Source organism: Lysobacterales bacterium, assembly GCA_016721845.1.
In the GTDB taxonomy this organism is placed as follows: Bacteria; Pseudomonadota; Gammaproteobacteria; order Xanthomonadales; family Ahniellaceae; genus JADKHK01.
Genome location: JADKHK010000013.1, coordinates 749,577 through 773,743 on the forward strand (window position 1 = coordinate 749,577; position 24,167 = coordinate 773,743).

At 65.6% G+C, this 24,167-nt stretch carries 21 protein-coding genes and 1 tRNA gene; 13 read left to right on the forward strand and 9 right to left on the reverse strand.

Features of this window, described 5'->3' with window-relative positions:
* Nucleotides 1-62 precede the first annotated feature (62 nt).
* From IPP28_10740 to IPP28_10770, 7 genes are all read right to left on the reverse strand, one after another.
* Nucleotides 63-938, reverse strand: a complete 876-nt coding sequence (locus IPP28_10740) for a neutral zinc metallopeptidase (GenBank protein MBL0041495.1) — start codon at nt 936-938, stop codon at nt 63-65.
* A 55-nt stretch (nt 939-993) separates the two neighbouring features.
* Nucleotides 994-3,828, reverse strand: coding sequence for a protein kinase (locus IPP28_10745; protein MBL0041496.1), 2,835 nt, complete (start codon nt 3,826-3,828; stop codon nt 994-996).
* Nucleotides 3,825-4,367, reverse strand: a complete 543-nt coding sequence (locus tag IPP28_10750; GenBank protein ID MBL0041497.1) for a sigma-70 family RNA polymerase sigma factor — start codon at nt 4,365-4,367, stop codon at nt 3,825-3,827. Before IPP28_10750 ends, IPP28_10745 begins: the two co-directional genes overlap by 4 nt.
* 89 nt (nt 4,368-4,456) lie before the next feature.
* Nucleotides 4,457-6,538, reverse strand: a complete 2,082-nt coding sequence (locus tag IPP28_10755) for a hypothetical protein (GenBank protein MBL0041498.1) — start codon at nt 6,536-6,538, stop codon at nt 4,457-4,459.
* Between the two features lie 78 nt (nt 6,539-6,616).
* Nucleotides 6,617-8,110, reverse strand: a complete 1,494-nt coding sequence (locus tag IPP28_10760; GenBank protein ID MBL0041499.1) for a pseudouridine synthase — start codon at nt 8,108-8,110, stop codon at nt 6,617-6,619.
* Between the two features lie 3 nt (nt 8,111-8,113).
* Entirely contained in the window at nt 8,114-8,908 is a 795-nt protein-coding gene (scpB, locus tag IPP28_10765) for an SMC-Scp complex subunit ScpB (GenBank protein ID MBL0041500.1), read from the reverse strand.
* Nucleotides 8,909-8,922: 14 nt separating this feature from the next.
* Nucleotides 8,923-9,792: a segregation/condensation protein A gene (locus IPP28_10770; protein ID MBL0041501.1), complete on the reverse strand. Its 870-nt coding sequence runs from the start codon at nt 9,790-9,792 to the stop codon at nt 8,923-8,925.
* A 289-nt stretch (nt 9,793-10,081) separates the two neighbouring features.
* Here IPP28_10770 and IPP28_10775 point away from each other — a divergent pair, with 289 nt between their 5' ends.
* Nucleotides 10,082-10,381 carry a YciI family protein gene (locus IPP28_10775; protein ID MBL0041502.1) on the forward strand — a complete coding sequence of 100 codons (300 nt, stop codon included), beginning with the start codon at nt 10,082-10,084 and terminating at the stop codon, nt 10,379-10,381.
* A complete protein-coding gene (locus IPP28_10780) occupies nt 10,381-10,656 on the forward strand; it encodes a BolA family transcriptional regulator (GenBank protein ID MBL0041503.1) in 276 nt (91 codons plus the stop codon). The genes IPP28_10775 and IPP28_10780 overlap by 1 nt, the downstream gene beginning before the upstream one ends.
* Here the strand turns inward: IPP28_10780 and queF are convergent, their stop codons facing one another.
* Complete coding sequence (gene queF / locus IPP28_10785) at nt 10,657-11,046, reverse strand: NADPH-dependent 7-cyano-7-deazaguanine reductase QueF (GenBank protein ID MBL0041504.1); 390 nt, start codon at nt 11,044-11,046, stop codon at nt 10,657-10,659.
* A 111-nt stretch (nt 11,047-11,157) separates the two neighbouring features.
* On the opposite strand from queF, the gene smc reads away from it, so the two are divergent.
* From smc to IPP28_10815, 6 genes are all read left to right on the forward strand, one after another.
* Entirely contained in the window at nt 11,158-14,658 is a 3,501-nt protein-coding gene (smc, locus tag IPP28_10790; GenBank protein ID MBL0041505.1) for a chromosome segregation protein SMC, read from the forward strand.
* A gap of 9 nt (nt 14,659-14,667) precedes the next feature.
* On the forward strand, nt 14,668-15,468 hold the full coding sequence (zipA, locus tag IPP28_10795) for a cell division protein ZipA (protein MBL0041506.1): 801 nt from the start codon (nt 14,668-14,670) through the stop codon (nt 15,466-15,468).
* Nucleotides 15,410-17,557 carry an NAD-dependent DNA ligase LigA gene (gene ligA / locus IPP28_10800; GenBank protein MBL0041507.1) on the forward strand — a complete coding sequence of 716 codons (2,148 nt, stop codon included), beginning with the start codon at nt 15,410-15,412 and terminating at the stop codon, nt 17,555-17,557. The genes zipA and ligA overlap by 59 nt, the downstream gene beginning before the upstream one ends.
* A 2-nt stretch (nt 17,558-17,559) precedes the next feature.
* Nucleotides 17,560-18,519, forward strand: a complete 960-nt coding sequence (genX, locus tag IPP28_10805; protein ID MBL0041508.1) for an EF-P lysine aminoacylase GenX — start codon at nt 17,560-17,562, stop codon at nt 18,517-18,519.
* Between the two features lie 35 nt (nt 18,520-18,554).
* The gene (gene glmM / locus IPP28_10810) at nt 18,555-19,892 is read left to right on the forward strand and encodes a phosphoglucosamine mutase (GenBank protein ID MBL0041509.1); all 1,338 of its coding nucleotides are present in this window, start codon (nt 18,555-18,557) and stop codon (nt 19,890-19,892) included.
* A gap of 61 nt (nt 19,893-19,953) precedes the next feature.
* Nucleotides 19,954-20,895, forward strand: coding sequence for an isopenicillin N synthase family oxygenase (locus tag IPP28_10815; GenBank protein MBL0041510.1), 942 nt, complete (start codon nt 19,954-19,956; stop codon nt 20,893-20,895).
* A gap of 1 nt (nt 20,896) precedes the next feature.
* On the opposite strand, the gene IPP28_10820 is transcribed toward IPP28_10815, so the two are convergent.
* Nucleotides 20,897-21,715, reverse strand: a complete 819-nt coding sequence (locus tag IPP28_10820; GenBank protein ID MBL0041511.1) for an SDR family oxidoreductase — start codon at nt 21,713-21,715, stop codon at nt 20,897-20,899.
* A 68-nt stretch (nt 21,716-21,783) separates the two neighbouring features.
* Between IPP28_10820 and IPP28_10825 the strand changes: the two genes are divergently transcribed.
* The 5 genes from IPP28_10825 (at nt 21,784) to IPP28_10845 (ending at nt 24,160) form a co-directional block, all read left to right on the forward strand.
* Entirely contained in the window at nt 21,784-22,530 is a 747-nt protein-coding gene (locus IPP28_10825) for a triose-phosphate isomerase (GenBank protein ID MBL0041512.1), read from the forward strand.
* Nucleotides 22,531-22,550: 20 nt separating this feature from the next.
* The gene (gene secG, locus IPP28_10830) at nt 22,551-23,045 is read left to right on the forward strand and encodes a preprotein translocase subunit SecG (protein MBL0041513.1); all 495 of its coding nucleotides are present in this window, start codon (nt 22,551-22,553) and stop codon (nt 23,043-23,045) included.
* A gap of 29 nt (nt 23,046-23,074) precedes the next feature.
* Nucleotides 23,075-23,159 (forward strand) — tRNA-Leu (locus tag IPP28_10835).
* A 73-nt stretch (nt 23,160-23,232) separates the two neighbouring features.
* Nucleotides 23,233-23,592: an NADH-quinone oxidoreductase subunit A gene (locus tag IPP28_10840; protein ID MBL0041514.1), complete on the forward strand. Its 360-nt coding sequence runs from the start codon at nt 23,233-23,235 to the stop codon at nt 23,590-23,592.
* Nucleotides 23,593-23,596: 4 nt separating this feature from the next.
* Nucleotides 23,597-24,160: an NADH-quinone oxidoreductase subunit B gene (locus tag IPP28_10845; protein ID MBL0041515.1), complete on the forward strand. Its 564-nt coding sequence runs from the start codon at nt 23,597-23,599 to the stop codon at nt 24,158-24,160.
* Nucleotides 24,161-24,167 lie beyond the last annotated feature (7 nt).

Below are 24,167 nucleotides of genomic sequence, written 5' to 3' on the forward strand. Positions count from 1 at the left end.
GGTTGATGTCGAACGCGAGGGCTGGAGCGATTCCGGCCCTCGCCGATCTCGAATCGGACGCGCTAGAGGCCGTCCACCGCAAACGTGTCGCATTTTGCCGCATCACCGGATTCCATGCCGGTGCGGAACCAGCGCACGCGTTGTTGCGAGGTGCCGTGGGTGAAGGAGTCCGGGACGACGTGGCCGCGGGATTGCTGCTGCAGGCGATCGTCGCCAATCGCGGTGGCAGCGTTGAGGGCGGATTCGATGTCGCCGGATTCCAGCCACTGCAGTTGGCGTTGCGCATGGTTGGCCCAGACCCCGGCATAACAGTCGGCCTGCAGTTCCTGGCGTACGCTCAGGCCGTTCGCGCCTTCCATTTCCTCGCCGCGTGCGCGCAACTGCGCGGTGCGCTGCATGACCCCGGTGACATTCTGGATGTGATGGCCGACTTCGTGCGCGATCACGTAGGCCCGCGCGAATTCGCCGGGGGCATTGAGCTGGCGCTTCATGTCCTCGAAGAAGGCGGTATCGAGATAGACGCGCTGGTCGCCCGAGCAATAGAAGGGGCCGGCCGCCGAGGTGGCATTGCCGCAGGCCGAGGACACCGCATCGGAGAAGATCACCAGCTTCGGGGCCGGATAGCGGCCGCCTTCGAAGGCCTGTGCCCAGACGTCTTCGGTGCTGCCGAGGATGGCGCGGACGAAGTCGGTTTCTTCGGTTTCGGGCAGGGCCTGCGGCGCGGCATCGACCGGCGCATCGCCCTGCGTCGTCGGTCCGGCACCGCCGCCGAGCAGGCTCAGCAGCTCGGCCGGATTCTTGCCGAGGAACAGGGCCACCACGACCACGATCAACAGGCCGCCAATGCCCATGCCGCCGCGGCCACCGGGCATGCGCGGACCACCGCCAGAGTCGGCTCCGACCACATTGTCACTTCGACGACCTCGCTTCCACAGCATCGGCTCACTCCTGCATCCGGGATGCGCCGAGTGTAGCGATTCCGGGCGCGGCGATTCAGCGCGGTGCGGACGCCAGCGCCCGAATCGGACTCCGGTCGGCATCGCTGCACTTGGCGAGCACCGGATCGAGCTGCAGCGCCCGCGTCGCTTCGCTGCGTGCGCGCTCGGTCTGGCCGCCATCGGCGTAGATCAGCGCACGCAGGCCGTGCATGTCGGCGCGACGGGCATCGTCCTTGACGGCAAGGCGTTCGAAGATCGCGGCGGCCGCGTCGACGGCGGACAGGGCTTCCGCGTTGCGCTGCAAATGGCGCAGCGACACCGAACGATTGCGCTGGATGGTCGCGGCATTGATGTTTTCGGCAGTGCCGTTGTGCTGCTGGATCGCGAGTGCGCGATCGAATGCCGACAAGGCATCGACATGGCGGCCCAGCGTCGACAGGATGGCACCGCGACCGGCCAGTGCGATCGCGTATTCGCCGTGCTGTTCACCGAACAGTTGCGCGCGCAAGTCCAGGCTGCGGGCGTTGGCGGTGAGCGCATCGTCCGGCTGCTTTGCGTGCAACAGCGCATTGCTGAGGTTTTGCCAGGTCCGGGCGCAATCGGGATTGCTGGCGTCCTGATTCGATGTCGCGCACAGCTCGGCGATCTCGCGATATTCGGCCATCGCGTGCGCGATGCCGACGCGTTCCCAGTCGATGGTCGCGGCGGTCAGTCGTGCCGACAGCACCTTCGGGTGTGCGGGACCGAACAGCGCGGTGTACATCGCGCGCGCATCGGCGATGTGCGCCGATGCGGCGGCGAGATCGCCATCGGCGAGTTCGATCACCGACAGACTTTCGAGCAGTCCGCCCAGGCGTTCATGGGGCGCCTTGAAGATTGTGCGCGACAGGGCCAGCGATTCCTCCAGCAGCGCACGCGCCTCGTCGATGCGCCCCAACTGGTACTTCACCAGCGACAGGGTGCCAAGGCCGCCCGCGAACTCCGCATCCTTGGGCGTGGGTGACCGTCGCCACGCCGCCAGCGCGCGTTCGAGCGGCGCCTCCGCGGCCTTGCCCTGGCCGGCACTCGCGCGCACCCAGCCGGGCAGCAGCGACCGGAAACGCGCTTCCGCCGAATCGACGTCCGGCAGTGCAGCCGATCGCCGTGCCAACTCATCGGCATTCGCGATTGCTTCGTCGAAGCGCCCGGCCGACATCAGGATATCGACCCAGTCGCCGAGGCCGGCGACGCTGCGGGCATCGGCCACGGTGCGCAATTCGGTCATCAGCGGCTCGGCCAGCGCGATCGCCTCGGCATTGTGCCCGGCGTTGCTCAGCGAGTAGGCACGGCGCAAGCTGGTCGCGAGCCAGTCGCGTCGCTGCGTCGGTTGCGTCTGGAGCAGGTCGGCGGCGCGTGCATAGGCGCGCTCGGCATCGGCATGCGCGCTCATCGTGCTGCTGATGTCGGCATAGGCGATGTGCAATGCGGCGCGGGTGGCGTCGTCGAGCTCGCTGCTTGCATCCAGCCTGGCCGCAGCGGCCTGCACCAGTTGCTGGGGTGTCGGCCGCTGACCTTCGGGCAACTGCGCCTGCGCCGCCTTGAAGATGCCCAGCAGATAGTCGCGCACCGCATTCGCACGCGCGGCCTCGGTGCGTGCCGTTGCCGAGGCCGCAGTTGCGGCGCGTGCCTGCGCTGCGGCTTCGCGACCTTGGTACACCGCCATGCCGAGGCTGCTGACCAGACCGACCATCAGGGCCGCAGTGAGGCTGACCGCTCCGCGATGGCGCTGCACGAACTTGCGCGTGCGATACCAGCGTGATGGTGGATGCGCTGCCACCGGCTGTCCGGCAAGATACCGTCCGATGTCATCGGCGAGCGCGCCGGCACTGCCATAACGGCGTTCCGGATCGGGGTCGATCGCTTTCAGGATCACGTTGTCGAGATCGCCCGCGAGATCGGCGCGCAATCGACGCAGGACCAAGCCGGGCGGCAGGTCATCATCGCCCATCCGGCCGACGATCACCGAGGGGCGCGTCGTCCAGCCGCGCTCGGGGCGCGTACCCGTCAGCAGTTCGTGCAGGATCACGCCGAGCGCGAAGACATCGGTGGCGGTCGAGACCGGGTCATTGCGGAACTGTTCGGGCGCGGCGTAGTCCGGGGTGAATGCGATGCGCGTCGTGCGCGTGGCCGGTTCGTCGGTGTCGAGCAGCTTGGCGATGCCGAAATCGACCAGCTTGAGCTGTCCGTCGGGGGTCACCAGCACATTGGATGGTTTCAGGTCGCGATGCACGATCAGCAAGCGGTGCGCGGCCTCGACGGCGCGGCACATGGTCTCGAACAGCATGAGGCGCGCGCGCAGATCCAGTGCTCGGGTGCGCGCATGCGTGTTCAGCGGCATGCCGTCGATGAAATCGAGCACCAGGTAGGGCGTGCCCTCGATGATGCCGCCATCGATCAGTCGCGCGATGTTGGGGTGGTCGAGCTTGGACAAGGCCTCGCGTTCGCGTCGAAATGCCTTCTGGCGGTCCTCGGCCTGCAGGCCGACACGCAGGATCTTGACTGCGACGGTCCTGGGCGTGGTCGCCGAATCGACACGGGCCCGATAGACCACCGACATGCCGCCTTCGCCGATACAGCTTTCGAGCACGTAAGGTCCGATACGCTTGCCGAGCCAGTGGTCGGCATTGCCCATGCCGGCGTGGGCTTCGATGTCGGCGAAATGCAGATGCACGCCTTCCAGCAGGTTGTCCGCGTCGCCTCGGCCGGCGTCGAGCAGATCGTGCACGCGGGTGCGCAGTGCGGCATCGGGGCAATGCGCATCGAGCCATTTGGCGCGCAGCCGGGTCGGTTGCTCCGACGCGGCCTCGAACCACGCGCGCAGTCCGGCTCCGGGAGGCGGGACCGTGTTCATGGCGACAGCGCACGCTGCAGGAAGGCGCGTGCAAAGCGCCAGTCGCGGTCGATCGTGCGCGAAGACAGCGCATGCAACTCGGCGATGCGCTCGATGCTCAAGCCACCGAACAGATAGAGCTCGACGACCTCCGCCGCGCGTGCGTCTTCATGGGCCAGTGCGGAGAGTGCGCTGTCGAGTTCGAAGGCGCGCTCGGGATGCGCGATCAGCGGATCGAGCAGTCCCTGGCCGTCGCCCGGCAGTTCGATCGCGATCAGGTCGCCGCCGGACTTCAGGCGGGCGCGGGCGCGGGCACGATCGATCAGGAGATGGCGCATGGCCTTGGCGGCGTAGGCATAGAGCCGCGCCGGGTCGCCCAGGTCGAACTCCCGGCGCGCGGCCATCGACAGATAGAGATCGTGGACCAGGGCCGTGGTGTTCAGAGTATCGCCGCGTCGCCGCCGCTGTGCCCGGGCGATGCGCTTGAGTTCGGCATACAAGCGCACGAAGGCGTCGTCGATGCCGAGGGCATTTGGGGTGGCGCTGACCGTGTTGGGCATCGGCGAATGACTCCTTGATGGAACCGATGCGCCCCAGGCGATGCGCGTCCCGGTGTCGATCATGGCAAGCCGGCCGGTCATCGCAAAGGCTACTCGAAGCCGTCGTTGAAGAGCGTGCCGGTGCATCCGTCCTGCCCCAGGCGCGGATCAACCAGGATGTTGTACCGGTTGCCGAACTCGAACTGCGTGCCCGGGGTTTCATCGAGCAGGTACCAGCGTTCGAGTTCGCCGTCGTAGCGCACCGTGACCTGCGGCGTCGGCATCTGGCCGTTGCCGTTGATTGCGACGTGTGGCGGGGCGCAGCGATGGCCGTTGAGGTCCGGATGATCGAGGTAGCTGACGGTGGGCGAGGGCGTGTTGTCGAACCGAACGCTGTGGACGTAGGCATTGCGGCTTCGCTCCTGGGCGTAGACGACGTAGGCGCTGCCGGTCGGCACGATGCTGCCGTCGCTGTTCGCGATGCGCCAGGCGTCGCCGGTGTAGATCGCGGCAAACGGGTGCGGGTTTGCGACGTTGCTGAGACTGGCGCCGCGCGTGGCGCTGACGAAGAACAGGGAATTGCCCGACAGCGAGGCCCACGGTTCGGGCAACAGGCTGGTGCCGCCAAGCATCGTGCTCGCTGCCGCGACATGGGTGCCGGCGTTGCCGTTGCGTTCGGGCTGGAACAGCGCGTAGACGGTGCCGAGACCGAGCGACAGCCCGTCATCGCTGCGCAAGTTCCAGCGTTGCGCCAGTTCGTCGTAGGACTGCGACATCGGGCGTGCATTCGGAAAGAACAACAGTCCGCCACCGCCATCGGACCGAGTGATGTGGAGCAGCGCCTCAGGATGTTCGTTGAGCGAGGCACGCTGCACCGTCGACAAAGTCTGGGTCTGCGGATTCGCGTGCGAGAAACTGGCGTCGCCGTATTCGAAGGCACCGATGTCGACCGAGGGTCCGCGCACCCGTCGCAACCCGTCGCCGTCGAGGTCAGGCAGGCCCGGGTGACGCACGCCGAGATTGCCGGTGTCGCGTGCCGCCGAATTCGGCGCCAGATGCCAATCAGTCGGTGAAGCGAAACCGGCTGCGCCGATCTGCGAGTGCGGGCCGATGCCGGTATCGCCGCTGCTGCCGGACAACAGGTTGTAGTCGTTGAAGACGGCGATGCCTTCGGGTGGATCGGCCAGGATCGCCACCCGACTGCTGCTGGTCGCCAGCAGGTTGTTGTAGGTGTCGAGGCTCATCGGCAAGGGATTGGCGGACTGGCGAAGCATCGCGATGCCACCGCCGCCGTCGGTAATGACCGTGTTGTGATACGCCTCGGCGAACACGCTGCCGCCGAATGCATTGATCTGCACGCCATAGTCGCCCGAGGTCGTGCCGGTGCGGAACGCACTGTCGGCGATGCGCAGATGCATGACGCCGGTGCCGTCGACTGCTGCGAACAGGCCGGTGCGCAAGCGCGCCGCGGCGATCGACGGGTCGCGATGGTCGGTGACCCGGTTGCGCCAGAGGTAGTAAGTGCCCTGTCCCACGGTATGGCTGATCGAGATGCCGCGCCGAAACGCGATCGGACCAGTGGACGGCGTGCCCGGTTGCGAATCGACCAGATTGTCGGTCAGCGTGGCGAAGGTGTCGCGGGCCGACTGGATGTTGATGCCGGCAATGGCCGAGAGCGAGGTCGAGACGCGCGCCCGCTCGATGTAAAGCGCGGTGTTCAGCGCGTTGCCCGGCGACGCGTTGAGGGTGATGGCAATGCCCGTACCGCAGCCGTTGGCCGGCATGGTGATGTCGAGGTCGTGGAACTCGACGATGCCGGGCACATCGGAGGTGTAGCCCAGGCAGCCGCCGTCGAACGCAAGGCCCGCCACCTCGACTTGCATGAACGCGGGGCCGCCGTTCGACAGCGATGAACTGATGCCGAGGTTGTGGCCAGCCGCGAAGCGGGGATGGAAGCCGGTGGCCGCGACGACGCTGATGTTGCGGTTGGAGGTGATCACCGTCTCGGCGATCGGCGTGTCCGTCGCGATCTCGATCCGATCGCCCTGACTGGCCGCGTTGACGCAGGTCTGCAGACTGGCGTTGCAGGGGGTACTGCCGGGCCAGGTTCGGGTATCCGCGCTCGCGGCGCTGGCGAGCACCGCCAGCATCAACGCCAGGGTGTGAAACGTGGGGGTGCGCGGGCAGGGCATCGACAACTCCGGACAGGATGGACTTCGGAGCAAGCGATGTTTTGGGCGCGATCACGACACGCGCCCGTGAAAGTTTTTTCAGCGCGGTCCGCGCGGCGGACCACCACGGTTCGGTTTTCCGCCGCCGGGGCGTGCACCGCCTGGTCGTCCACCGCCGCCAGGACGCGGACCGGCGCCCGGACGGGCGCCGGGACCCCCTGGACCGCGACCTTGCGGGCGCGGATTGTCCATGAAGCTATGCGAGTCCATCGGGCCGGTGAAGGTGGCCGGGCCACGTTTGCCGCCACCACCCTCGCGGCGCGGCTTGCCGGCTCCAGCGCTGCCACCTGGGGCGAAATTCCCGGAGGGGCGGGCCGGGCGCGCATCGATCCGATTGCCACGGTTGTCATCATCGTGCGACGCCCGTTGTTCGCCGCCGAACGAATTGCCGCGCTCCGGACCGCCGCGCGCACCGGTGCCGGGGCCGGCATCGCGGCGCGGCTTGCCCTTGAAGCCACCGGGCTTGCCGCCCGCAGGACGCGGGCCGCCGGGCTTGAATCCGCCGCCGCCCGGTTTGCCACCGGGCTTGCCGCGGCGCGCACCCGAACCGGGCTTGCGATCACGACGGAAGCCATCGTCGGAGACGCGGTCGAAGGCACGCAATTCGCGACCTTCGTCCTGCTGCCCGCTCCAGCCCTCGGCCTTGCCGGAAGGGCGGAATTCGTTGACCGTCTTCTGCGCGCGACGCACGCCGAGTACGGCCTGCAGCGTCAGCGTATCGGGCACGTCGCCGAGACCGAGCTCCTTGCGCAGCGCCACGATCTCGTCCATCGGCAGCGCCTGGTAATGACCGCGACGCAGCTGTCGCGGCAGCTCGATCGTGCCGTAACGGATGCGCTTCAGGCGGCTGACCAGCATGCCCACCGCTTCCCACATGCGGCGCACTTCGCGATTGCGACCTTCGCGCAGCGTCACCCGGAACCAGCTGTGCGTTTCGCCCAAGGAAATGGTGTGGATTTCATCGAACTGCGCCGAGCCATCTTCGAGCTGGACGCCGTTCTTCAGTCGCTCGATGATCTCGTCGGTGACCGTGCCGTGGATGCGGCAGACATATTCGCGCTCGACTTCGCGCGAGGGATGCATCATCGCGTTGGCAAGCTCGCCATCGGTCGTCAGCAGCAGCAGGCCGGTGGTGTTCATGTCGAGCCGGCCGATCGCGATCCAGCGCGCGCCCTTCAGCTTCGGCAATCGTTCGAACACGGTGCGGCGGCCATCCGGATCGTCGGTCGTGGTCAGTTCGCCTTCCGGCTTGTGATACATCAGCAGCTGCACTTCCTCGGCCGGCGTCGGCATGGCGATGAACGCCTTGCCGTCGATCTCGACGCGGTCGCCGTTGCGGATGCTGCCGCCGATTTCCGCGACGTTGCCATTGACCTTGATCTCGCCGGCGCCGATGCGCTCCTCGATGGCACGGCGCGAGCCGATGCCGGCCTGCGCCATCACCTTCTGCAGGCGCTCCTCGACAATGGGCGCGCCATCGCGGGTTTCACGCTTCAGGGACAGGACGCGGCGGGGAGTTTCTTCGTTGCTCATGCTTCAGTGCTCGTTGAATTCGGGTTGGGCGACGTCGCCATCGGGCGCGTCGAGGTCATCGCCGCTGCGGTCTTCGCTCGGCGTGGTGGCGGATTCGATGCCGGCTGCGTGTTCGGTCGGCGTGGTCAGGTCTTCGATATCGCTGGATTCGGCTGCGGTCTGGCGTTCGACATAGCGGTCTTCGATGTTGTCGGATTCGTCGCCGTCATCGGTCGAGCCCGGCGGCGGACCGAGGGTGTCGGGATCCAGCGCGAGCTGCGGCTCGATGTCGCTGAGGTCGCGCAATTCGGCCAGCGGCGGCAGCTGGTCGAGGCTTTTAAGATTGAAGTAGTCGAGGAAATGCTTGGTGGTGCCGAACAGGGCCGGACGGCCGGGTACGTCGCGGTGGCCGACGACGCGGATCCACTCGCGTTCCTCCAGCGTCTTGACCATGTTGGTCGACACCGCGACGCCGCGGATCTGCTCGATCTCGGCGCGCGTGATGGGTTGGCGATAGGCAATCAGCGCCAGTGTTTCCAGCAGCGCACGCGAGTATTTGGTCTGACGTTCCGACCACAGGCGCGATACCCAGGGCTGGGTGTCCTTGCGGATCTGGTAGCGCCAGCCGCTGGCGACTTCGACCAGTTCGACGCCGCGGTCGGCGCAATCGGCCTGCAGTTCGGCGAGCGCGTTGGCAATCGCGTCGACACCCGGCATTTCCTCTTCGCCGAACAGTTCGTTGATCTGCGTCAGTGCCATCGGCTGGCCCGCCGCGAGCAGGGCGGCTTCGACGATGCGTTTCAACTGGAAGTTTTCCATGGTGGGCGTGAACATCAGGATTCGACTTCGATCTCGACTTCGGCGGTGACGGTCCTGGAGCGCACGTAGATCTGCGCGAAGGCGTCGTTCTGGGTGATTTCGAGCAGGTTTTCCTTCGCCAGTTCAAGGATGGCGAGGAAGGCCACGACGATGCCGAGCCTCCCTTCCTCGATCGTGAACAGCGACTCGAACAAGTGGAATTCGTGGTCTTCGAGCTGCGCGAGCACGTCGGTCATGCGCTGGCGCACCGAAAGCGCTTCGCGCTTGATGTTGTGGTGGCCGAACAGGTCGGCGCGCTTCAGCACGTCCTTCAACGCCAGCAGCAGTTCCTTCAATTCGACCGGCGGCGGGACTTTCACCACGGTGCGTTCGCCGACGTCGGCCGAGGCCGGGAAGAAGTCGCGGTCCTGGCGCGGCAGCGCTTCGATGTCTTCCGCCGCCTTCTTGAAACGCTCGTATTCCTGCAGGCGGCGCACCAGATCGGCGCGCGGATCGTCCTCGATGCCTTCCGCGCCCGGGGGACGCGGCAGCAGCAGCCGCGACTTGATCTCGGCGAGGATCGCGGCCATCACGAGATAGTCGGCGGCCAGTTCCAGGCGCATGTCCTGCATCAGGTCGATGTAGTCGACGTACTGGCGCGTGATCTCGGCGATCGGGATGTCGAGAATGTCGAGGTTCTGGCGGCGGATCAGGTACAGCAGCAGGTCGAGCGGGCCTTCGAAGGCTTCGAGGATGACCTCGAGCGCGTCCGGAGGGATGTACAGGTCTTGCGGCATCTGCAGCATCGGCTGACCCTTGATGGTCGCCAGCGGCATTTCCTGCTGCTGCGGCGGCACCGGGAACAGCACGACGTTCGATTGGGTTTCAGCGCTTTCGCTGCTCATGGGCTTGGGGTGCCAGGGATTCCGGTGTCGAAACGCTTACGGCTCGCGCCTGCGCCAAGGACGTTCGCACCGCGAGGCGCGCCACACTGCATCGATCGATCAAGAGGGACATCCGCAACCCGCGAGGGGACCGCGATGCGCGGTGCCGGTCGGAAGGTTGGGGAAACAACGGGCCACTCGCAGGGCGGCTTCGGAGGGTTCAGCCAGAAAGGCATCGCTCCAATGACGCGGCAGGTTACGTGGGTACGCGGCGCTTGTCCAGACATCGCGTGGCCCCGATACTGAACGGATGTGGTACCTCATTCATGGATTCGACCGTCCCGGCAGCCTGCCCGCGCGTCTCGCGGCGCGACCGGCTCATCTCGATCGATTGCGCTTGCTGCTCGACGCCGGCCGTCTGTGCGTGGCCGGACCTTGCCCGGCGATCGATGCCGAAGATCCGGGTCCGGCCGGTTTCACCGGCAGCCTGATCATCGCCGAATTCGACTCGCTGTCTGACGCGCAAGCCTGGGCCGACGCGGACCCCTACCTCGCGGCCGGCGTGTATGAGCGTGTCGAAGTCCGCCCCTTCAAGAAGGTGCTGCCCTGATGCTGCCGCGCGAACAACGTGTTGCCGAAATTCGCCGTCGCCTCGACGCGGCGTTCAGTCCCGCGTCGATCGAGGTCATCGACGACAGTCATAAGCATGCCGGACACGAGGGCGCGCGCGACGGTCGCGGTCATTTCACCGTCCACATCAGCGCCGCGGCATTCCGTGGCCAGTCGCCACTGGCGCAGCACCGCGCGATCTACGCGGCGCTGGGCGAATTGATGAGCACCGATATCCACGCACTCGCGATCAGGTCTGGCGCGCCCGCGGCTTGATCAGGGCAATTCGACCTTGGTGGCCGGTTTCCAGCCCTTGGCGCGGTGTTCGGCGACGACGGTGGTGTAGATGCCGCCGCGCACATACCACTCGGCGGTCAGGCGCATGAAGCGCGGCTTGGTCGCCTTGGCCAGGTCGTCGAGGATCTTGTTGGTCACCGCTTCGTGGAAGGCGCCTTCGTCGCGGTAGCTCCACATGTACAGCTTGAGCGACTTCAGTTCGACGCAGGTTTTCTCGGGCACGTAGTCGAGATGCAGGGTCGCGAAGTCGGGCTGGCCGGTCTTCGGGCAGACGCAGGTGAACTCGGGAATCCGCATCCGGATGGTATAGTCGCGGCCCGGCTGTGGGTTGGGAAAGGTTTCCAGCGCTTTCGACGGTTTGGTCGACACGGTCGTTCTCTCGGATTGGTCAGGCGCGCAAAGGTAGCGAAGCGACCCAGGCGCCGCAAACCCGGTTTGTCCGTCATCCGACGCTCACGAATTCATCACGACACACGCACGATGCGCCTATCGACGATCAAACTTTCCGGCTTCAAATCCTTCGTTGATCCGACGACGCTGCATTTGCCGACCAACATGACCGGCATCGTCGGTCCCAATGGGTGCGGCAAATCCAACATCATCGACGCGATCCGCTGGGTGATGGGCGAGAGTGCAGCCAGCCGCTTGCGCGGCGACGCGATCACCGACGTGATCTTCTCCGGGTCGGGTCAGCGCAAGCCCGTGGGCAGCGCGCAGGTCGAGCTGATCTTCGACAATTCCGACGGCACCATCCAGGGCGAATACGCCGGCTTCAACGAGATTTCGATCAAGCGCCAGGTCAGCCGCGACGGCCAGTCGAACTATTTTCTGAACAACGGCCGCTGCCGTCGCCGTGACATCGTCGACGTGTTCCTCGGTACCGGTCTCGGTGCGCGCAGCTACTCGATCATCGAGCAGGGCATGATCAGCCAGATTGTCGAGGCGCGCCCGGAAGACCTGCGCACCCACCTCGAGGAAGCGGCCGGCATCTCCAAGTACAAGGAGCGCCGCAAGGAAACCGAATCGCGCATGAAGTCGACGCGCGAAAACCTCGATCGCCTGAACGACTTGCGCCAGGAAGTCGACAAGCAGCTCGATCACCTGAATCGCCAGGCCAAGCAGGCCGAGCGTTACCAGAAGCTCAAGGAAGAACACGCCCGCGTCGATGCCGAGTTGAAGGCATTGCACCTGCGCAACCTGCAGGGGGAGCTCGATGCGCGCGGTCAGGCCCTGCGCCAGATCGAGCAGCGCAGCGACCAGCTCACCACCGAGCAACGCGCGATCGAAGCGCGACTCGAAGACGAGCGCGGCAAGCAGATCGAAGCGACCGATCATTTCAACGCCGTGCAGGGCGAGTTGTATCGCGTCGGCGGCGAGATCGCGCGGGTCGAGCAGCAGATCAACTACAACCGCGATCTCTCCGAGCGTCTCGCGCGTGCCGCGAAGGAGACCGATCAGGCCTTGAGCGAAGTCGCCGAGCACATCCGCGGCGACCGCGATCAGATCGAATTGCTGCGCTTGTCGCTGGCCGAGTCCGAACCGCAGATCGAAACCTTGCAGATCGAGGCCGAGAATCGTCAGGACGCACTGCGCGCCGCCGAAGCCGCGATCATTGACTGGCAGCTGCGCTGGGACGCTTATGCCCGCGACAGCGGCGAATCCGCCCGCGCCGCTGACGTCGAACGTACCCGTCTGAACTTCCTCGACAAGCAGTCGCTGGACACGGCGAGTCGGCTCGGTCAGCTGGAGGAGGAGCGTCGCAAGATGGATGTCGCCTCGCTCAGTGAGGGCGCCGAAGCCTTGTTGATGCGCCAGGAAGAGACGAAGGAAAAAGTCGAGCAACTGACCGCGATGCTCGACGAGCGCAAACAGGCGCTGTCGACCGTGCAGGAGCAGACGCGCGAGTTGCAGCACCAGTTGAACGAGTCGCGCAGTCGGTTGCAGTCGGGCAAGGGCCGTCTCGCGTCGCTGGAGGCGCTGCAGCATGCCGCGCTGGGCCAGGAGAAGAATGCAGCCGCCGCGTGGTTCGAATCGGTCGGATTGGGTCGGGCGCGCCGCCTTGGCGAAGCGCTGAAAGTGCAGGAAGGCTGGGAGCGAGCCGTCGAGACCGTGCTTGCCGGATGGCTGGACGCCGCGATCGGTGAGGCACCGCATGGCTTCGGCGACGCGTTGGCGTCGCTGCAAGACGGGCAGGTCAGCATTCTTTCCGCGCAACCGGGAATCAGCAGCAGCGGTGAACGCCTGTCTGCGCGGGTGCAAGGGCCGGCAGCCGCGATGGCCTTGCTCGATCACGTGCAGGTGGCCGAATCCTTCGACTCGGCCAAGCGCATCGCCGCTGGTCTCACGGCCAGCGAATCGGTGATCACCCGTGACGGCGAATGGTTGGGTCGCGATTGGTTGCGTGCGGCCAAGGGTAGTCAGGCGGGCAGCGGTGTGTTGGCCCGCGAACGCGAGCTGCAGGTGCTCGGTGACGCCAACCAGTTGCTGGAAGCACAGATCGAGGAGCTGATCTCGCGCCAGGATGCGCTGAAGCAGGCCAATTTCGATGCCGAGCGCGCGCGCGACGACGCCCAGCGCGACCTGTATTTCTCGCACCGCCAATTGTCCGAGATCGCCGGCCAGATCCAGAGCGAGCGCGGAAAGCTTGAAGCGGCGCAGAGTCGTACCGTGCGCATCGATGCCGAATTGACCGAGTTGCGTGCGCGAGTCGAACAGGTCGATGCCGATGCGCGTGAAGCGCGCGGTCGACTCGATACCGCGGTGACCCTGATGGGTGATCAGGAAGAATTGCGGATCCGCCTCGATGGCGAACGTCGCACGTTCCTGGAACGCCGCGAAGATGCCCGCGCCGGCGCACGCGAAGCGTCGGACCAGGCGCATCAATTGGCCTTGCGCATGGAATCCAAGCGCGCCGCGTTGGCGTCGCTGGAACAGTCGCTTGGCCGCATGCAGCAGCAGCTGTCGACTCTGGAATCCCGCCAGTCCGAGCTGTCGAGCCAGATCGCGACGCAAACGGACCCGACCGCGCAGCTCGATGCCGAACTCCGCACCTACCTCGATCAGCGCATGCTCGTCGACAAGCAGTTGATCGAGGCGCGCAAGGCGCTGGAAGCCTGTGACCTCGGCTTCCGCGCGCTGGAGCAGGATCGCCATCGCGTCGAGCGCGAGCTGTCGATCGAGCGCGAGAAGTTGTCAGGTGTGCGGCTGGAGGAACAAAGCCTGCGGATGCGCGCCGACAGCCATGCCGAAGCCATTGCCGGCGCCGGTTTCGCCAGCGATGCGGTGGCGGCCGAATTGCCGCCGGAAGCGAACATCACCGATTGGGAAGCGAAATCGGCCGATCTCGAACAGAAGATCCGTCGCCTCGAACCAGTGAACCTCGCGGCGATCCAGGAATATGCCGAACAGTCCACGCGCAAGATCTATCTGGACACCCAGCATGCCGACCTGATCCAGGCACTGGAAACCCTGGAGGGCGCGATCAAGAAGATCGACCGCGAAACCCGCACGCGCTTCAAGGAGACCTTCGACAAGGTCAATACCGGATTGCAGGAGCTTTTCCCGCGCCTGTTCGGCGGCGGCCATGCGTATCTGGAATTGACTGGCGAAGACTTGCTCGACACCGGTGTCTCGATCATGGCGCGCCCACCCGGCAAGCGCGTCACCTCGATCTCGCTGTTGTCCGGCGGCGAGAAGGCGCTGACTGCGGTCGCACTGGTGTTTTCGATCTTCCGCCTGAATCCGGCGCCGTTCTGCCTGCTCGACGAGGTCGATGCGCCACTCGATGAAGCCAATGTCGGCCGCTTCTGCAACATGGTCGCCGAAATGAGCGAGCGTGTGCAGTTCCTGTTCGTGACCCACAACAAGGCGACCATGGAGGCCGCGAACCAGCTGTGCGGCGTGACCATGCGCGAGCCGGGCGTGTCACGACTGGTCTCGGTCGATCTCGCGGAAGCGGCCAAGCTGGCCGGCGCGGCCTAAGGAGCCATCATGGACGCGAGCACGTTGCGCATCATCCTCGCCGTCATTGGAGCCCTCGTGCTCGCGTTGATCTGGTGGACCGGGCGGCGCCCGGCGCCACCCCAGGGTCGTCGGGTGCCGAGCAAACCGGCCAGTGAACGGACCGAGCCGCAATTCGGCGACGTTCGCATCGGCGATGACGAGGGCCTCGATCCCGAAATCGCGGCCGAGCTCGATCGCCTCGGTCGCGAGATCAAGGGGGACGATGCGGCCGACGATGCGAGTCCGCGTCAGTCGGAGCTGAGGATCGACATGCCCGAGTCCGACGATGCGCGGCCTGCGCCGGTCTATGTCGAGTCGAATATCGGTGCGCGCGCGTCCGACAAGACCGATCGCATCGTCACCATTTACGTCACTGCGCCGGAAGGCGCCCCGTTTGCAGGCAGCGACATCATCGTTGCGGCCGAGAAGACCGGGCTGGTCTACGGCGCGCTCGGGGTGTTCCATCGCATGCCGGCGACGACGTCCGAGTATGGCGCGGTGTTCAGTGTCGCGAACATGATGCGTCCCGGCCGCTTCGAGATGGGCCAGATCCAGTCGCTGCGCACCGGCGGGCTGTCCCTGTTCATGGTGATGCCGAACGCGCTGTCGGCGCTCGATGCCTGGGACGCGATGTTGCCGACGGCGCAGCGTCTCGCGGAATTGCTCGGCGGTCAGGTACTGGACGAGGAGCGCAACGCGCTCGGCCGACAGCGCATCCAGCATCTTCGCGATGAACTGCGTGCTTACGATCGCGCGCAGGAAAAGAACACCATCCGCAAAACCTGGTGAAATCGTGAGCGGCGCGTCGTTCGCAAGCGGGAATGTGGCCACGCGCATCGAGCAATTGCGCAGCGACATCGACACCCACAACCACCGCTATCACGTGCTGGATGCGCCGACGATCGCGGACAGTGCCTACGATGCGCTGCTGCGCGAATTGCAGGCACTCGAAGCCGAGCATCCGGAGTTCGTCAGCGCCGAGTCACCGACGCAACGCGTCGGGTCGCCGGTCACCGGCGGATTCGCCGAGGTGCGCCACGAGGTGCCGATGCTCAGCCTCGGCAATGCCTTCAGCGACGACGATGTGCGGGATTTCTTCCGTCGCATCGCCGACAAGCTTGGGCATGAGGACATCGCGTTCTCGGTCGAACCCAAGATCGACGGGCTCGCGATCAGCCTGCTCTATGTCGATGGACGCCTGACCCGTGCCGCGACGCGTGGCGATGGCAGCACCGGAGAGGATGTGACGCACAGCGTGCGTACCATTCCCTCGGTGCCGCTGAAGCTGATCGACAGCGGCTGGCCGCGCATGCTGGAAGTTCGTGGCGAGGTGTACATGCCGCGTGAGGCATTCGAGGCGTTCAACGAACGTGCGCGAGAACGTGGCGAACGGACGCTCGCGAATCCGCGCAATGCCGCGGCCGGCTCGATTCGCCAGCTCGACCCCAGGATCTCGGCATCGAGACCGCTGGCCTTCTTCGCGTATGCGCTCGGTCACATCGAACCGGAACCCCGTTGGCGGCAGCACACCGACATGCTCGCGGACTTTCGTCGTTACGGCTTGCCGGTATGTCCAGAGGCCGACCGTGCCATCGGCATCGCGGGTCTGCTCGGCTATTACCGCCGCATTGGCGAACGCCGCGATGCGTTGCCCTACGACATCGACGGCGTCGTCTACAAGGTCGACGAGATCGCCGCTCAGCGCGAACTCGGCTTCGTCTCGCGCGCGCCGCGCTGGGCCATCGCGCACAAGTTCCCGGCGCGAGAAGAACAAACCGTTGTCGAGGCCATCGATGTTCAGGTCGGTCGCACCGGCGCCGTCACGCCGGTCGCGCGCTTGCGTCCGGTCCAGGTCGCGGGCGTCGTCGTCACCAACGCCACCTTGCACAACGAACACGAGGTCCGACGCAAGGACGTGCGGGTCGGCGATACCGTCATCGTGCGCCGCGCCGGCGACGTGATTCCGGAAGTCGTGTCGGTCGTGCTCGACCAGCGCCCCGACGGACTCCCGCCCTTCGAGATGCCGACGCACTGTCCCGAGTGCGGTTCGCTGCTCGCGCGCGAAGGTGACGAGGCGGTATTGCGCTGTACCGGCACGGGGGTCTGCCCGGCGCAGCGCAAGGAATCGATCCGGCATTTCGCATCGCGCCGGGCGATGGATATCGAAGGTCTCGGCGATGCGTACATCGACACTCTCGTCGACCTCGGTTTTGTTCACCACGTCGCCGATCTGTATGCGCTGACGCTGGATCAGCTGCTCGACATGAAACGTCGCGCCGACGAGCGCGACGGGGTGGTTCCGGAGTCCGTCAAGAAGGGCAAGGTAGCGAGTCGCTGGGCCGAGAACCTGTTGGCGGCGATCGACGCCAGTCGTGCCACGACCCTGCCGCGCCTGCTGTTTGCGCTCGGTATCCGCGATGTCGGCGAATCGACCGCGAAGACGCTGGCCCGACATTTCGGTGCGCTCGATCGGATTGCATCGGCCAGCGAGGCCGACCTGATGACCGCGCCCGACGTCGGTCCGGTGGTCGCATCGCGCATCGCCGCGTTCTTCTCGGCACCGCATCAGCGCGAGATCATCGACGGGTTGCGGGCGCGGGGCGTGGCGTGGGAAGAGGGCGAACCGCTCGCGGCGGCCGGTCCGCTGCTCGGCAAGACCATCGTCTTGACCGGTTCGCTCGCCAGTCTGACCCGCGACGAAGCCAAGGAGCGCCTCGAATCCCTCGGAGCGAAGGTGTCCGGCAGCGTGTCGGCGAAGACGAGTTTCCTGGTGGCCGGTGCCGAAGCCGGCAGCAAGCTCGACAAGGCGCAGTCGCTCGGTATTCCGGTGCTGGACGAGAACGCCTTGCTGGCCTTGTTGGCCGGGTACGGCGCCTGAACATGCGGGCCGATCGCCTGAAGGCGCTGCGCCTGCGTGCCGACTTGTACATGCTGATCCGTGCGTTCTTCGCCGCGCGTGGCGTGCTGGAAGTCGAGACACCGATGCTGTCGGCTGCGGGCAATACCGATCCGAACATCGAGAGTTTCGTGACCGGGTTCAGTGGTCATGTCGATGCCGGTGCACGTCGGCGCTGGTTGCGCACCTCGCCGGAATTTCCGTTGAAGCGCCTGCTGGCCGAGGGCGTTGGCGACTGCTACGAACTCGGGCGGGTATTCCGCAATGGCGAGGCCGGGCGCACCCACAACCCCGAGTTCACGATGCTCGAGTGGTATCGCGTCGGCATCGATCATCATGCGCTCGCCGACGAAGTGCTTGAACTGGTCGGTGTGGCGATGCGCGCGGTCGGACGCACCCTCGAAACACGCACGACGACCTATCGCGACTGGTTCCGCGACGCGTTGTCGCTCGACCCCTTTCACGCAAGTGTCGGCGAGTTGCGGCAGGCACTCGGCGACGTGCGCATCGACGAAGACGGCCTTGGTCGCGACGATTGGCTCGATCTGCTGATCACGCATCGTCTGCAGCCGGCGTTGCCCGCCGATCTGGCCCTGATCGTGCATGATTTTCCCGCCTCGCAATGCGCGTTGGCGCGCGTTGTCCGCCGTGACGACGTCGACGTCGCCGAGCGGTTCGAGTGTTATCTGGGTGGACGCGAGCTTGCGAATGGCTACCACGAACTGAACGATGCCGAGGAACAATCGCGGCGCTTTCTGGCCGATCTCGCGAGGCGGCAGGCGCGTGGCCAGGCAGATATCGCCATCGACCAGCGATTGATCGCTGCGCTGCCGGGCCTGCCCGATTGTGCCGGTGTCGCGCTCGGCATCGAGCGCCTGTTGCAAACGATGCTCGGCACGGGTGATCTTCGCGACGTGCTCGCCTATGCTTTCGATGTGGCGTGATCGATGATGCCCTTGACGATGGAATTCGACCGACGATGAGCAATAAGACCTGGTTCGGCACCGATGGCATCCGCGGCCATGTCGGCATCACGCCGATCACCGCCGAGTTCGCGTTGCGGCTGGGTCATGCGGCCGGGCGTGTGCTCGCCAAGTCCGATGGCGGCGTCGTCGTCATCGGCAAGGACACGCGTCGCTCCGGTTACATGCTCGAATCCGCCTTGGAAGCGGGCTTGATTTCAGCCGGCGCCGACGTTCGTCTGCTTGGCCCGATGCCGACGCCGGGCGTGGCGCACCTGACCCAGGCGATCGGCGCCTGTGCCGGCGTCGTGATCAGTGCGTCGCACAACCCGCATCACGACAACGGCTTCAAGTTCTTTTCGGCCAAGGGCGAAAAGCTCGGTGACGCGGAAGAGTTCGCGATCGAGGCTGCACTGGCGGTAGCGCAATCCCCGGTCGCGCCGGAACGCCTGGGCCGCGCCGCGCGCATGACCGATGCGGACGATCGCTATCTCGGTTTCGTCGCGGCCAGCGTGCCGGCCGGATTCCGCCTCGACGGCCTGCGCATCGTCCTCGACTGCGCGCATGGTGCAACCTACAAGCTGGCGCCGCGCCTGTTTTCCATGCTGGGCGCTTCGGTCAACGCGATCGGCATCACACCGGACGGTTTGAACATCAATCGGGGCGTCGGTTCGACTGAACCTGCCGCGCTGCAGGCCGAAGTACGCGACCAACGCGCCGATCTCGGTATCGCCTTTGATGGCGACGGCGACCGCGTGCTGTTCGTCGATGCCGAAGGCGAATTGCTGGATGGCGACGATCTGCTGCACATCCTCGCGACCGAGTGGCATCGCAGCGGTCGTCTGCGCGGGCCGGTGGTCGGTACCCTGATGACGAACATGGCGCTCGAACTCAAGTTGGCGGGGCAGGGCATCGCCTTTTCGCGCGCCAATGTCGGCGACCGCTACGTACACCAGCGCTTGCACGAAACCTCGGGTGTGCTCGGCGGCGAGGCCTCCGGCCACGTGCTTTGCCTGGATCGCGCCGGCACCGGCGATGCGATGATCGCAGCGCTGCAAGTTCTCGAGGCCCTGTCGGCGAGTGCGCGCAGTGCGTCCGAATGGCGCGGCGACATGCCGCGTTTCCCGCAACAGACCATCAATGTTCGTTTTGCCGCGGGCGCACGCCCGTTGGAGACGGCGCAGGTGTTTGCGGCGCGAGCCACGGCTGAAGACGCACTGGCCGGCCGCGGGAGACTGGTCTTGCGTGCCTCCGGGACCGAGCCGGTGATCCGGGTCACGGTCGAGGCCGACGATGCCGCGTTGGTGCAGCGCATCGCACAAGCGGTCGCGGCCGCCGTATCATCCGCCGCTTGATCTCCCATTCGACCCGATTCCCGGACGTGGCAACGCGCACGTCCCCACCCTGGAAGCTGCCATGACCCAGAAGCATGTCCCGACCCTCGACATTCGCCGCTACGACACCGACCGCGACGCCTTCGTACGCGACATCGGCGCGGCCTATCGCGAATACGGTTTCTGCGGCATCAGTGGCCACGGACTCTCGCCGCAATTGGTCGATCGCGCCTATGCCGCATTCAAGGCATTCTTCGCGCTGCCCGATGAGGTGAAACGGCGCTATCACGTGCCCGGTTCCGGCGGCGCCCGTGGCTACACCGGCTTCATGGTCGAGACCGCGAAGGATTCGAAGTATCCGGACCTGAAGGAGTTCTGGCACATCGGCCGCGAGATTCCGCGCGATTCGAAATATGCCGATGTGATGCCGGCGAATCTGTGGCCGGCCGAGGTCGCCGATTTCCACGAGGCGGGTTACGCGCTTTACACCGCGCTTGATCAATTGGGCGTGCGCGTGTTGCGTGCGCTGGCCCTGCACATCGAGCTGCCCGAGAAGTTCTTCGACGACAAGATCGATTTCGGCAACAGCATCCTGCGCCCGATCCACTATCCGCCGATCACCGCACCGGACGTGCCGAACGTGCGCGCCGGCGCGCACGAGGACATCAACTTCATCACCCTGCTCGTCGGCGCCAGCGCAGCGGGCCTGGAAGTGCTGACGCGCGAAGGCGAATGGCTGCCGATCACGACCGAGGGCGACACCATCGTCGTCAACATCGGCGACATGCTGCAGCGCCTGACCAACCACGTCTATCCGTCGACCACGCATCGCGTCGTCAATCCGCCCGGCGATGCCGCGCGCAAGCCGCGTTTCTCGGTCCCGTTCTTCCTGCACCCGAACCCGGATTTCCTGATCGACGTGTTGCCGAGTTGCGTCAGCGCGGACAATCCGAGTCGCTATCCGACCCCGATCACCTCGCACGACTACCTGATGGAACGCCTGCGCGAGATCAAGCTGGTCTGATTCAGTCGAACCGACGGAACTGCTTCGAGCGGCGACCGACTAGGCGCAGTGCGGTCTGGTCGGGCAGGTGCTTGCTGATGAACTTGAGCAGGCGGTTGACGCGTCCGGGCACGCAGATGACGCGATCGTGATCCAGCGCGTCGAACGAGGCTTGCACGACGCTGGCGGCATCCATCCACAGGTAGTTCGGCATCTGGCTGACCAGTGCGCGCGCGCCGGTGACGTCATGGAACTCGGAGTAGGTGAAACCGGGGCAGAGTGCCTGCACGCGGATGCCGCGCCCCGAGGTTTCCAGCGACAGCGACTGCGAGAACTTGATCAGCATGGCTTTCGAGCCACCGTACAGCGTGCTGCCGGCGGAGCCCGGCACCAGTCCGGCCAGTGACGCGACATTGATGATCGCGCCGCGGCGACGTTCACGCATGCCCGGCAGCAGGCGATGGGCGAATTCGGCCGGGGCGTTGATCATCACTTGCAGGAAGCGCGCCTGCGTCGCCCAATCGGTCTGATGATAGGCGCCGGGAACGCCGAAGCCGGCGTTGTTGACCAGAACATCGATGGACAGCCCGCGTTCGGCCAGTGTTGCGCACAGTGATTCGATCGCGGCCGGTTCGGCCAGGTCGGCCGCGATGCAGTCGACCTCGATGCCGTATTTCGTGCGCAGCGTTGCGGCGAGAGACTCCAGCCGATCCATGCGGCGTGCCGTCAGCACCAGATGGCAGCCGCGGGCGGCGGCCATTTCTGCATAGGTCTGGCCGATGCCAGCCGACGCGCCGCTGATCAGGGCGCGTTGTCCGCGCCATTCGAATGCTTGGGTCATGAGCGAGATCAATTGCCGCAGGGGAGGGCGGAGACTATCCTGCGCGCCCTTCAGAGTGGAAACCCGACATGCGCCGACCGCTGATCGCTGGCAACTGGAAGATGCATGGCAGTCTCGCGATGACGCGCGAGTTGGTCTTGGCGATCGAGGCCGCTGGCCCGTTCCCGCAGGTCGACGTCGCAGTGATGCCGCCGTATCCGTATCTTCACGGCGCGCTTGCGGTGGCGAGGACGCTGGCGATCGGTGCGCAGGACGCGAGTGCGCAGGCCAGCGGTGCATATACCGGTGAGGTCGCCCCGGGCATGCTGCGCGAAGTCGGCTGCCGCCAGGTGATCCTCGGACACTCCGAACGTCGCCAGTACCACGCCGAGTCTGATGCATTGATCGCAGCCAAATTCATCGCTGCGCAGGCGGCCGGGTTGACGCCGATCCTCTGTGTCGGCGAGACGCTGGCACAGCGTGATGCCGGCGAAACCGACACCGTGGTGTCGATGCAGTTGCGCGCGGTGATCGATGCCGCAGGGGTCGATGCCTTCGCGAACGCCGTGCTGGCCTACGAGCCAGTCTGGGCGATCGGTACCGGCCGCACCGCCTCGCCTGAACAGGCTCAGGCCGTCCATGCCCTGCTGCGTGGCGTGGTCGCAAAAGATTCTGCTAATATCGCTGGCTCGCTGCGCATCCTGTATGGCGGCAGCGTCAAGCCGAACAATGCGGCGACGCTGTTTGCACAGTCGGATATCGATGGCGGATTGATCGGCGGCGCGTCGCTGGTCGCTGACGATTTCGTCGCGATCATCCGTGCCGCGGCCCACTGAAACGCATCCTGGACATAGAAATGAGCTTCGAACTCGGTCTCAAGATCTTGCTGGCGCTGTATGTCGTGGTCGCGCTCGCGATGATCGGCTTGATCCTGCTGCAGCGCGGTTCCGGTGCGCAAGCCGGCTCCGGCTTCGGCGGTGGCGCCTCGGCCACGGTGTTCGGTTCGCGCGGTTCGGCGAACTTTCTCAGCAGTTCAACGAAATGGCTGGCAGTGCTGTTCTTCGCGCTCAGCATCGGCATGGGCGTCTACATCAGCCACAACGCCAAGAAGACTGCCGGTGCAGCGGCCGATCTCGGCGTGATGGGCGCCGCCCAAACGCCCGCAGAGGTCGTCAAGCCGGCCGCCGCGCCGGCTCCCGCGAACGGTGATGTTCCAGTGGCGCCGACGCCGACCAGCGACGTTCCTGCGGCGACGGATGCCAAGGTTGCTGCGCCCGTCGACACGACGCAGGTCGAGGCCACGGACGACGCGAAAACAAACGAATCAACCCAGCCTGAGTCTTCTAACTGAAGGCGACTAGCGGGTAGAATGAGCAACTTGCCCAGGTGGCGGAATTGGTAGACGCACTACCTTGAGGTGGTAGCGATTTAGGTCGTGGGGGTTCGAGTCCCCCCTTGGGCACCAAACACCTAAAAAGAAGCCGCATCGCGGCTTTCTTTTTTGCAGTAAGACGCACGAAGAAGAAGCGGGACAACGCATGGAACTGTCCGAATACCTGCCGGTACTGCTGTTTCTCGGCCTGGCGACGATCATCGCGGTCGCCCTGCTCGCCATCGGTACGCTGATCGGACCGAGCAAGCCTGGCGAGGACAAGCTCGCACCCTACGAGTGCGGCTTCCTGCCCTTCGAAGATGCGCGCATGAAGTTCGATGTGCGCTATTACCTGATGGCGATCCTGTTCATCGTCTTCGACCTCGAAATCGCCTTCATCTTCCCCTGGGCCGTCGTGTTCCGCGATATCGGCCTGATCGGGCTCATCGAAATGGGCATGTTCCTGCTGCTTCTGGTGCTGGGTTTCGCCTACGTCTGGAAGAAGGGCGCGCTGGAATGGGAGTGATCACATGGGCGTAAAGACTTCGTTCTTCCACAATCCCGAGCCGATCGGCGAAGTCGACGACATCCTTCGTCCCGACGCTTCGAATCCGCTGATCGAGCGCGGTTATGCAGTCGCATCGATGGATGCTCTGGTCAATTGGGCGCGTACCGGCTCGATGTGGCCGATGACCTTCGGCCTCGCCTGCTGCGCCGTCGAAATGATGCAGGCCGGTGCGCCACGACTCGACACCGATCGTTATGGCGTCGTGTTCCGCCCGTCGCCGCGCCAATCGGACGTGATGATCGTGGCCGGCACCCTGGTGAACAAGATGGCGCCGGCGCTGCGCCGCGTCTACGACCAGATGCCCGAACCGAAATGGGTGATCTCGATGGGTTCGTGCGCGAACGGCGGCGGCTACTACCACTATTCCTATTCGGTCGTGCGCGGATGTGACCGCGTGGTCCCGGTCGATGTCTACGTGCCCGGCTGCCCGCCGACGGCAGAGGCGCTGATCTGGGGCATCCTGCAGTTGCAGAAGAAGATCCGCAGGACGAATACCGTCGGCAAGAACGCGATCATCGCGCGCTGAGGAAGAA

Excerpts from the sequence above, each read along its gene's own strand:
- IPP28_10740 (MBL0041495.1), bottom strand. The coding sequence starts at position 938 with ATGCTGTGGAAGCGAGGTCGTCGAAGTGACAATGTGGTCGGAGCCGAC.
- IPP28_10745 (MBL0041496.1), bottom strand. The coding sequence starts at position 3,828 with ATGAACACGGTCCCGCCTCCCGGAGCCGGACTGCGCGCGTGGTTCGAG.
- IPP28_10750 (MBL0041497.1), bottom strand. The coding sequence starts at position 4,367 with ATGCCCAACACGGTCAGCGCCACCCCAAATGCCCTCGGCATCGACGAC.
- IPP28_10755 (MBL0041498.1), bottom strand. The coding sequence starts at position 6,538 with ATGCCCTGCCCGCGCACCCCCACGTTTCACACCCTGGCGTTGATGCTG.
- IPP28_10760 (MBL0041499.1), bottom strand. The coding sequence starts at position 8,110 with ATGAGCAACGAAGAAACTCCCCGCCGCGTCCTGTCCCTGAAGCGTGAA.
- scpB (MBL0041500.1), bottom strand. The coding sequence starts at position 8,908 with ATGGAAAACTTCCAGTTGAAACGCATCGTCGAAGCCGCCCTGCTCGCG.
- IPP28_10770 (MBL0041501.1), bottom strand. The coding sequence starts at position 9,792 with ATGAGCAGCGAAAGCGCTGAAACCCAATCGAACGTCGTGCTGTTCCCG.
- IPP28_10775 (MBL0041502.1), top strand. The coding sequence starts at position 10,082 with ATGTGGTACCTCATTCATGGATTCGACCGTCCCGGCAGCCTGCCCGCG.
- IPP28_10780 (MBL0041503.1), top strand. The coding sequence starts at position 10,381 with ATGCTGCCGCGCGAACAACGTGTTGCCGAAATTCGCCGTCGCCTCGAC.
- smc (MBL0041505.1), top strand. The coding sequence starts at position 11,158 with ATGCGCCTATCGACGATCAAACTTTCCGGCTTCAAATCCTTCGTTGAT.
- zipA (MBL0041506.1), top strand. The coding sequence starts at position 14,668 with ATGGACGCGAGCACGTTGCGCATCATCCTCGCCGTCATTGGAGCCCTC.
- ligA (MBL0041507.1), top strand. The coding sequence starts at position 15,410 with ATGAACTGCGTGCTTACGATCGCGCGCAGGAAAAGAACACCATCCGCA.
- genX (MBL0041508.1), top strand. The coding sequence starts at position 17,560 with ATGCGGGCCGATCGCCTGAAGGCGCTGCGCCTGCGTGCCGACTTGTAC.
- glmM (MBL0041509.1), top strand. The coding sequence starts at position 18,555 with ATGAGCAATAAGACCTGGTTCGGCACCGATGGCATCCGCGGCCATGTC.
- IPP28_10815 (MBL0041510.1), top strand. The coding sequence starts at position 19,954 with ATGACCCAGAAGCATGTCCCGACCCTCGACATTCGCCGCTACGACACC.
- IPP28_10820 (MBL0041511.1), bottom strand. The coding sequence starts at position 21,715 with ATGACCCAAGCATTCGAATGGCGCGGACAACGCGCCCTGATCAGCGGC.
- IPP28_10825 (MBL0041512.1), top strand. The coding sequence starts at position 21,784 with ATGCGCCGACCGCTGATCGCTGGCAACTGGAAGATGCATGGCAGTCTC.
- secG (MBL0041513.1), top strand. The coding sequence starts at position 22,551 with ATGAGCTTCGAACTCGGTCTCAAGATCTTGCTGGCGCTGTATGTCGTG.
- IPP28_10840 (MBL0041514.1), top strand. The coding sequence starts at position 23,233 with ATGGAACTGTCCGAATACCTGCCGGTACTGCTGTTTCTCGGCCTGGCG.
- IPP28_10845 (MBL0041515.1), top strand. The coding sequence starts at position 23,597 with ATGGGCGTAAAGACTTCGTTCTTCCACAATCCCGAGCCGATCGGCGAA.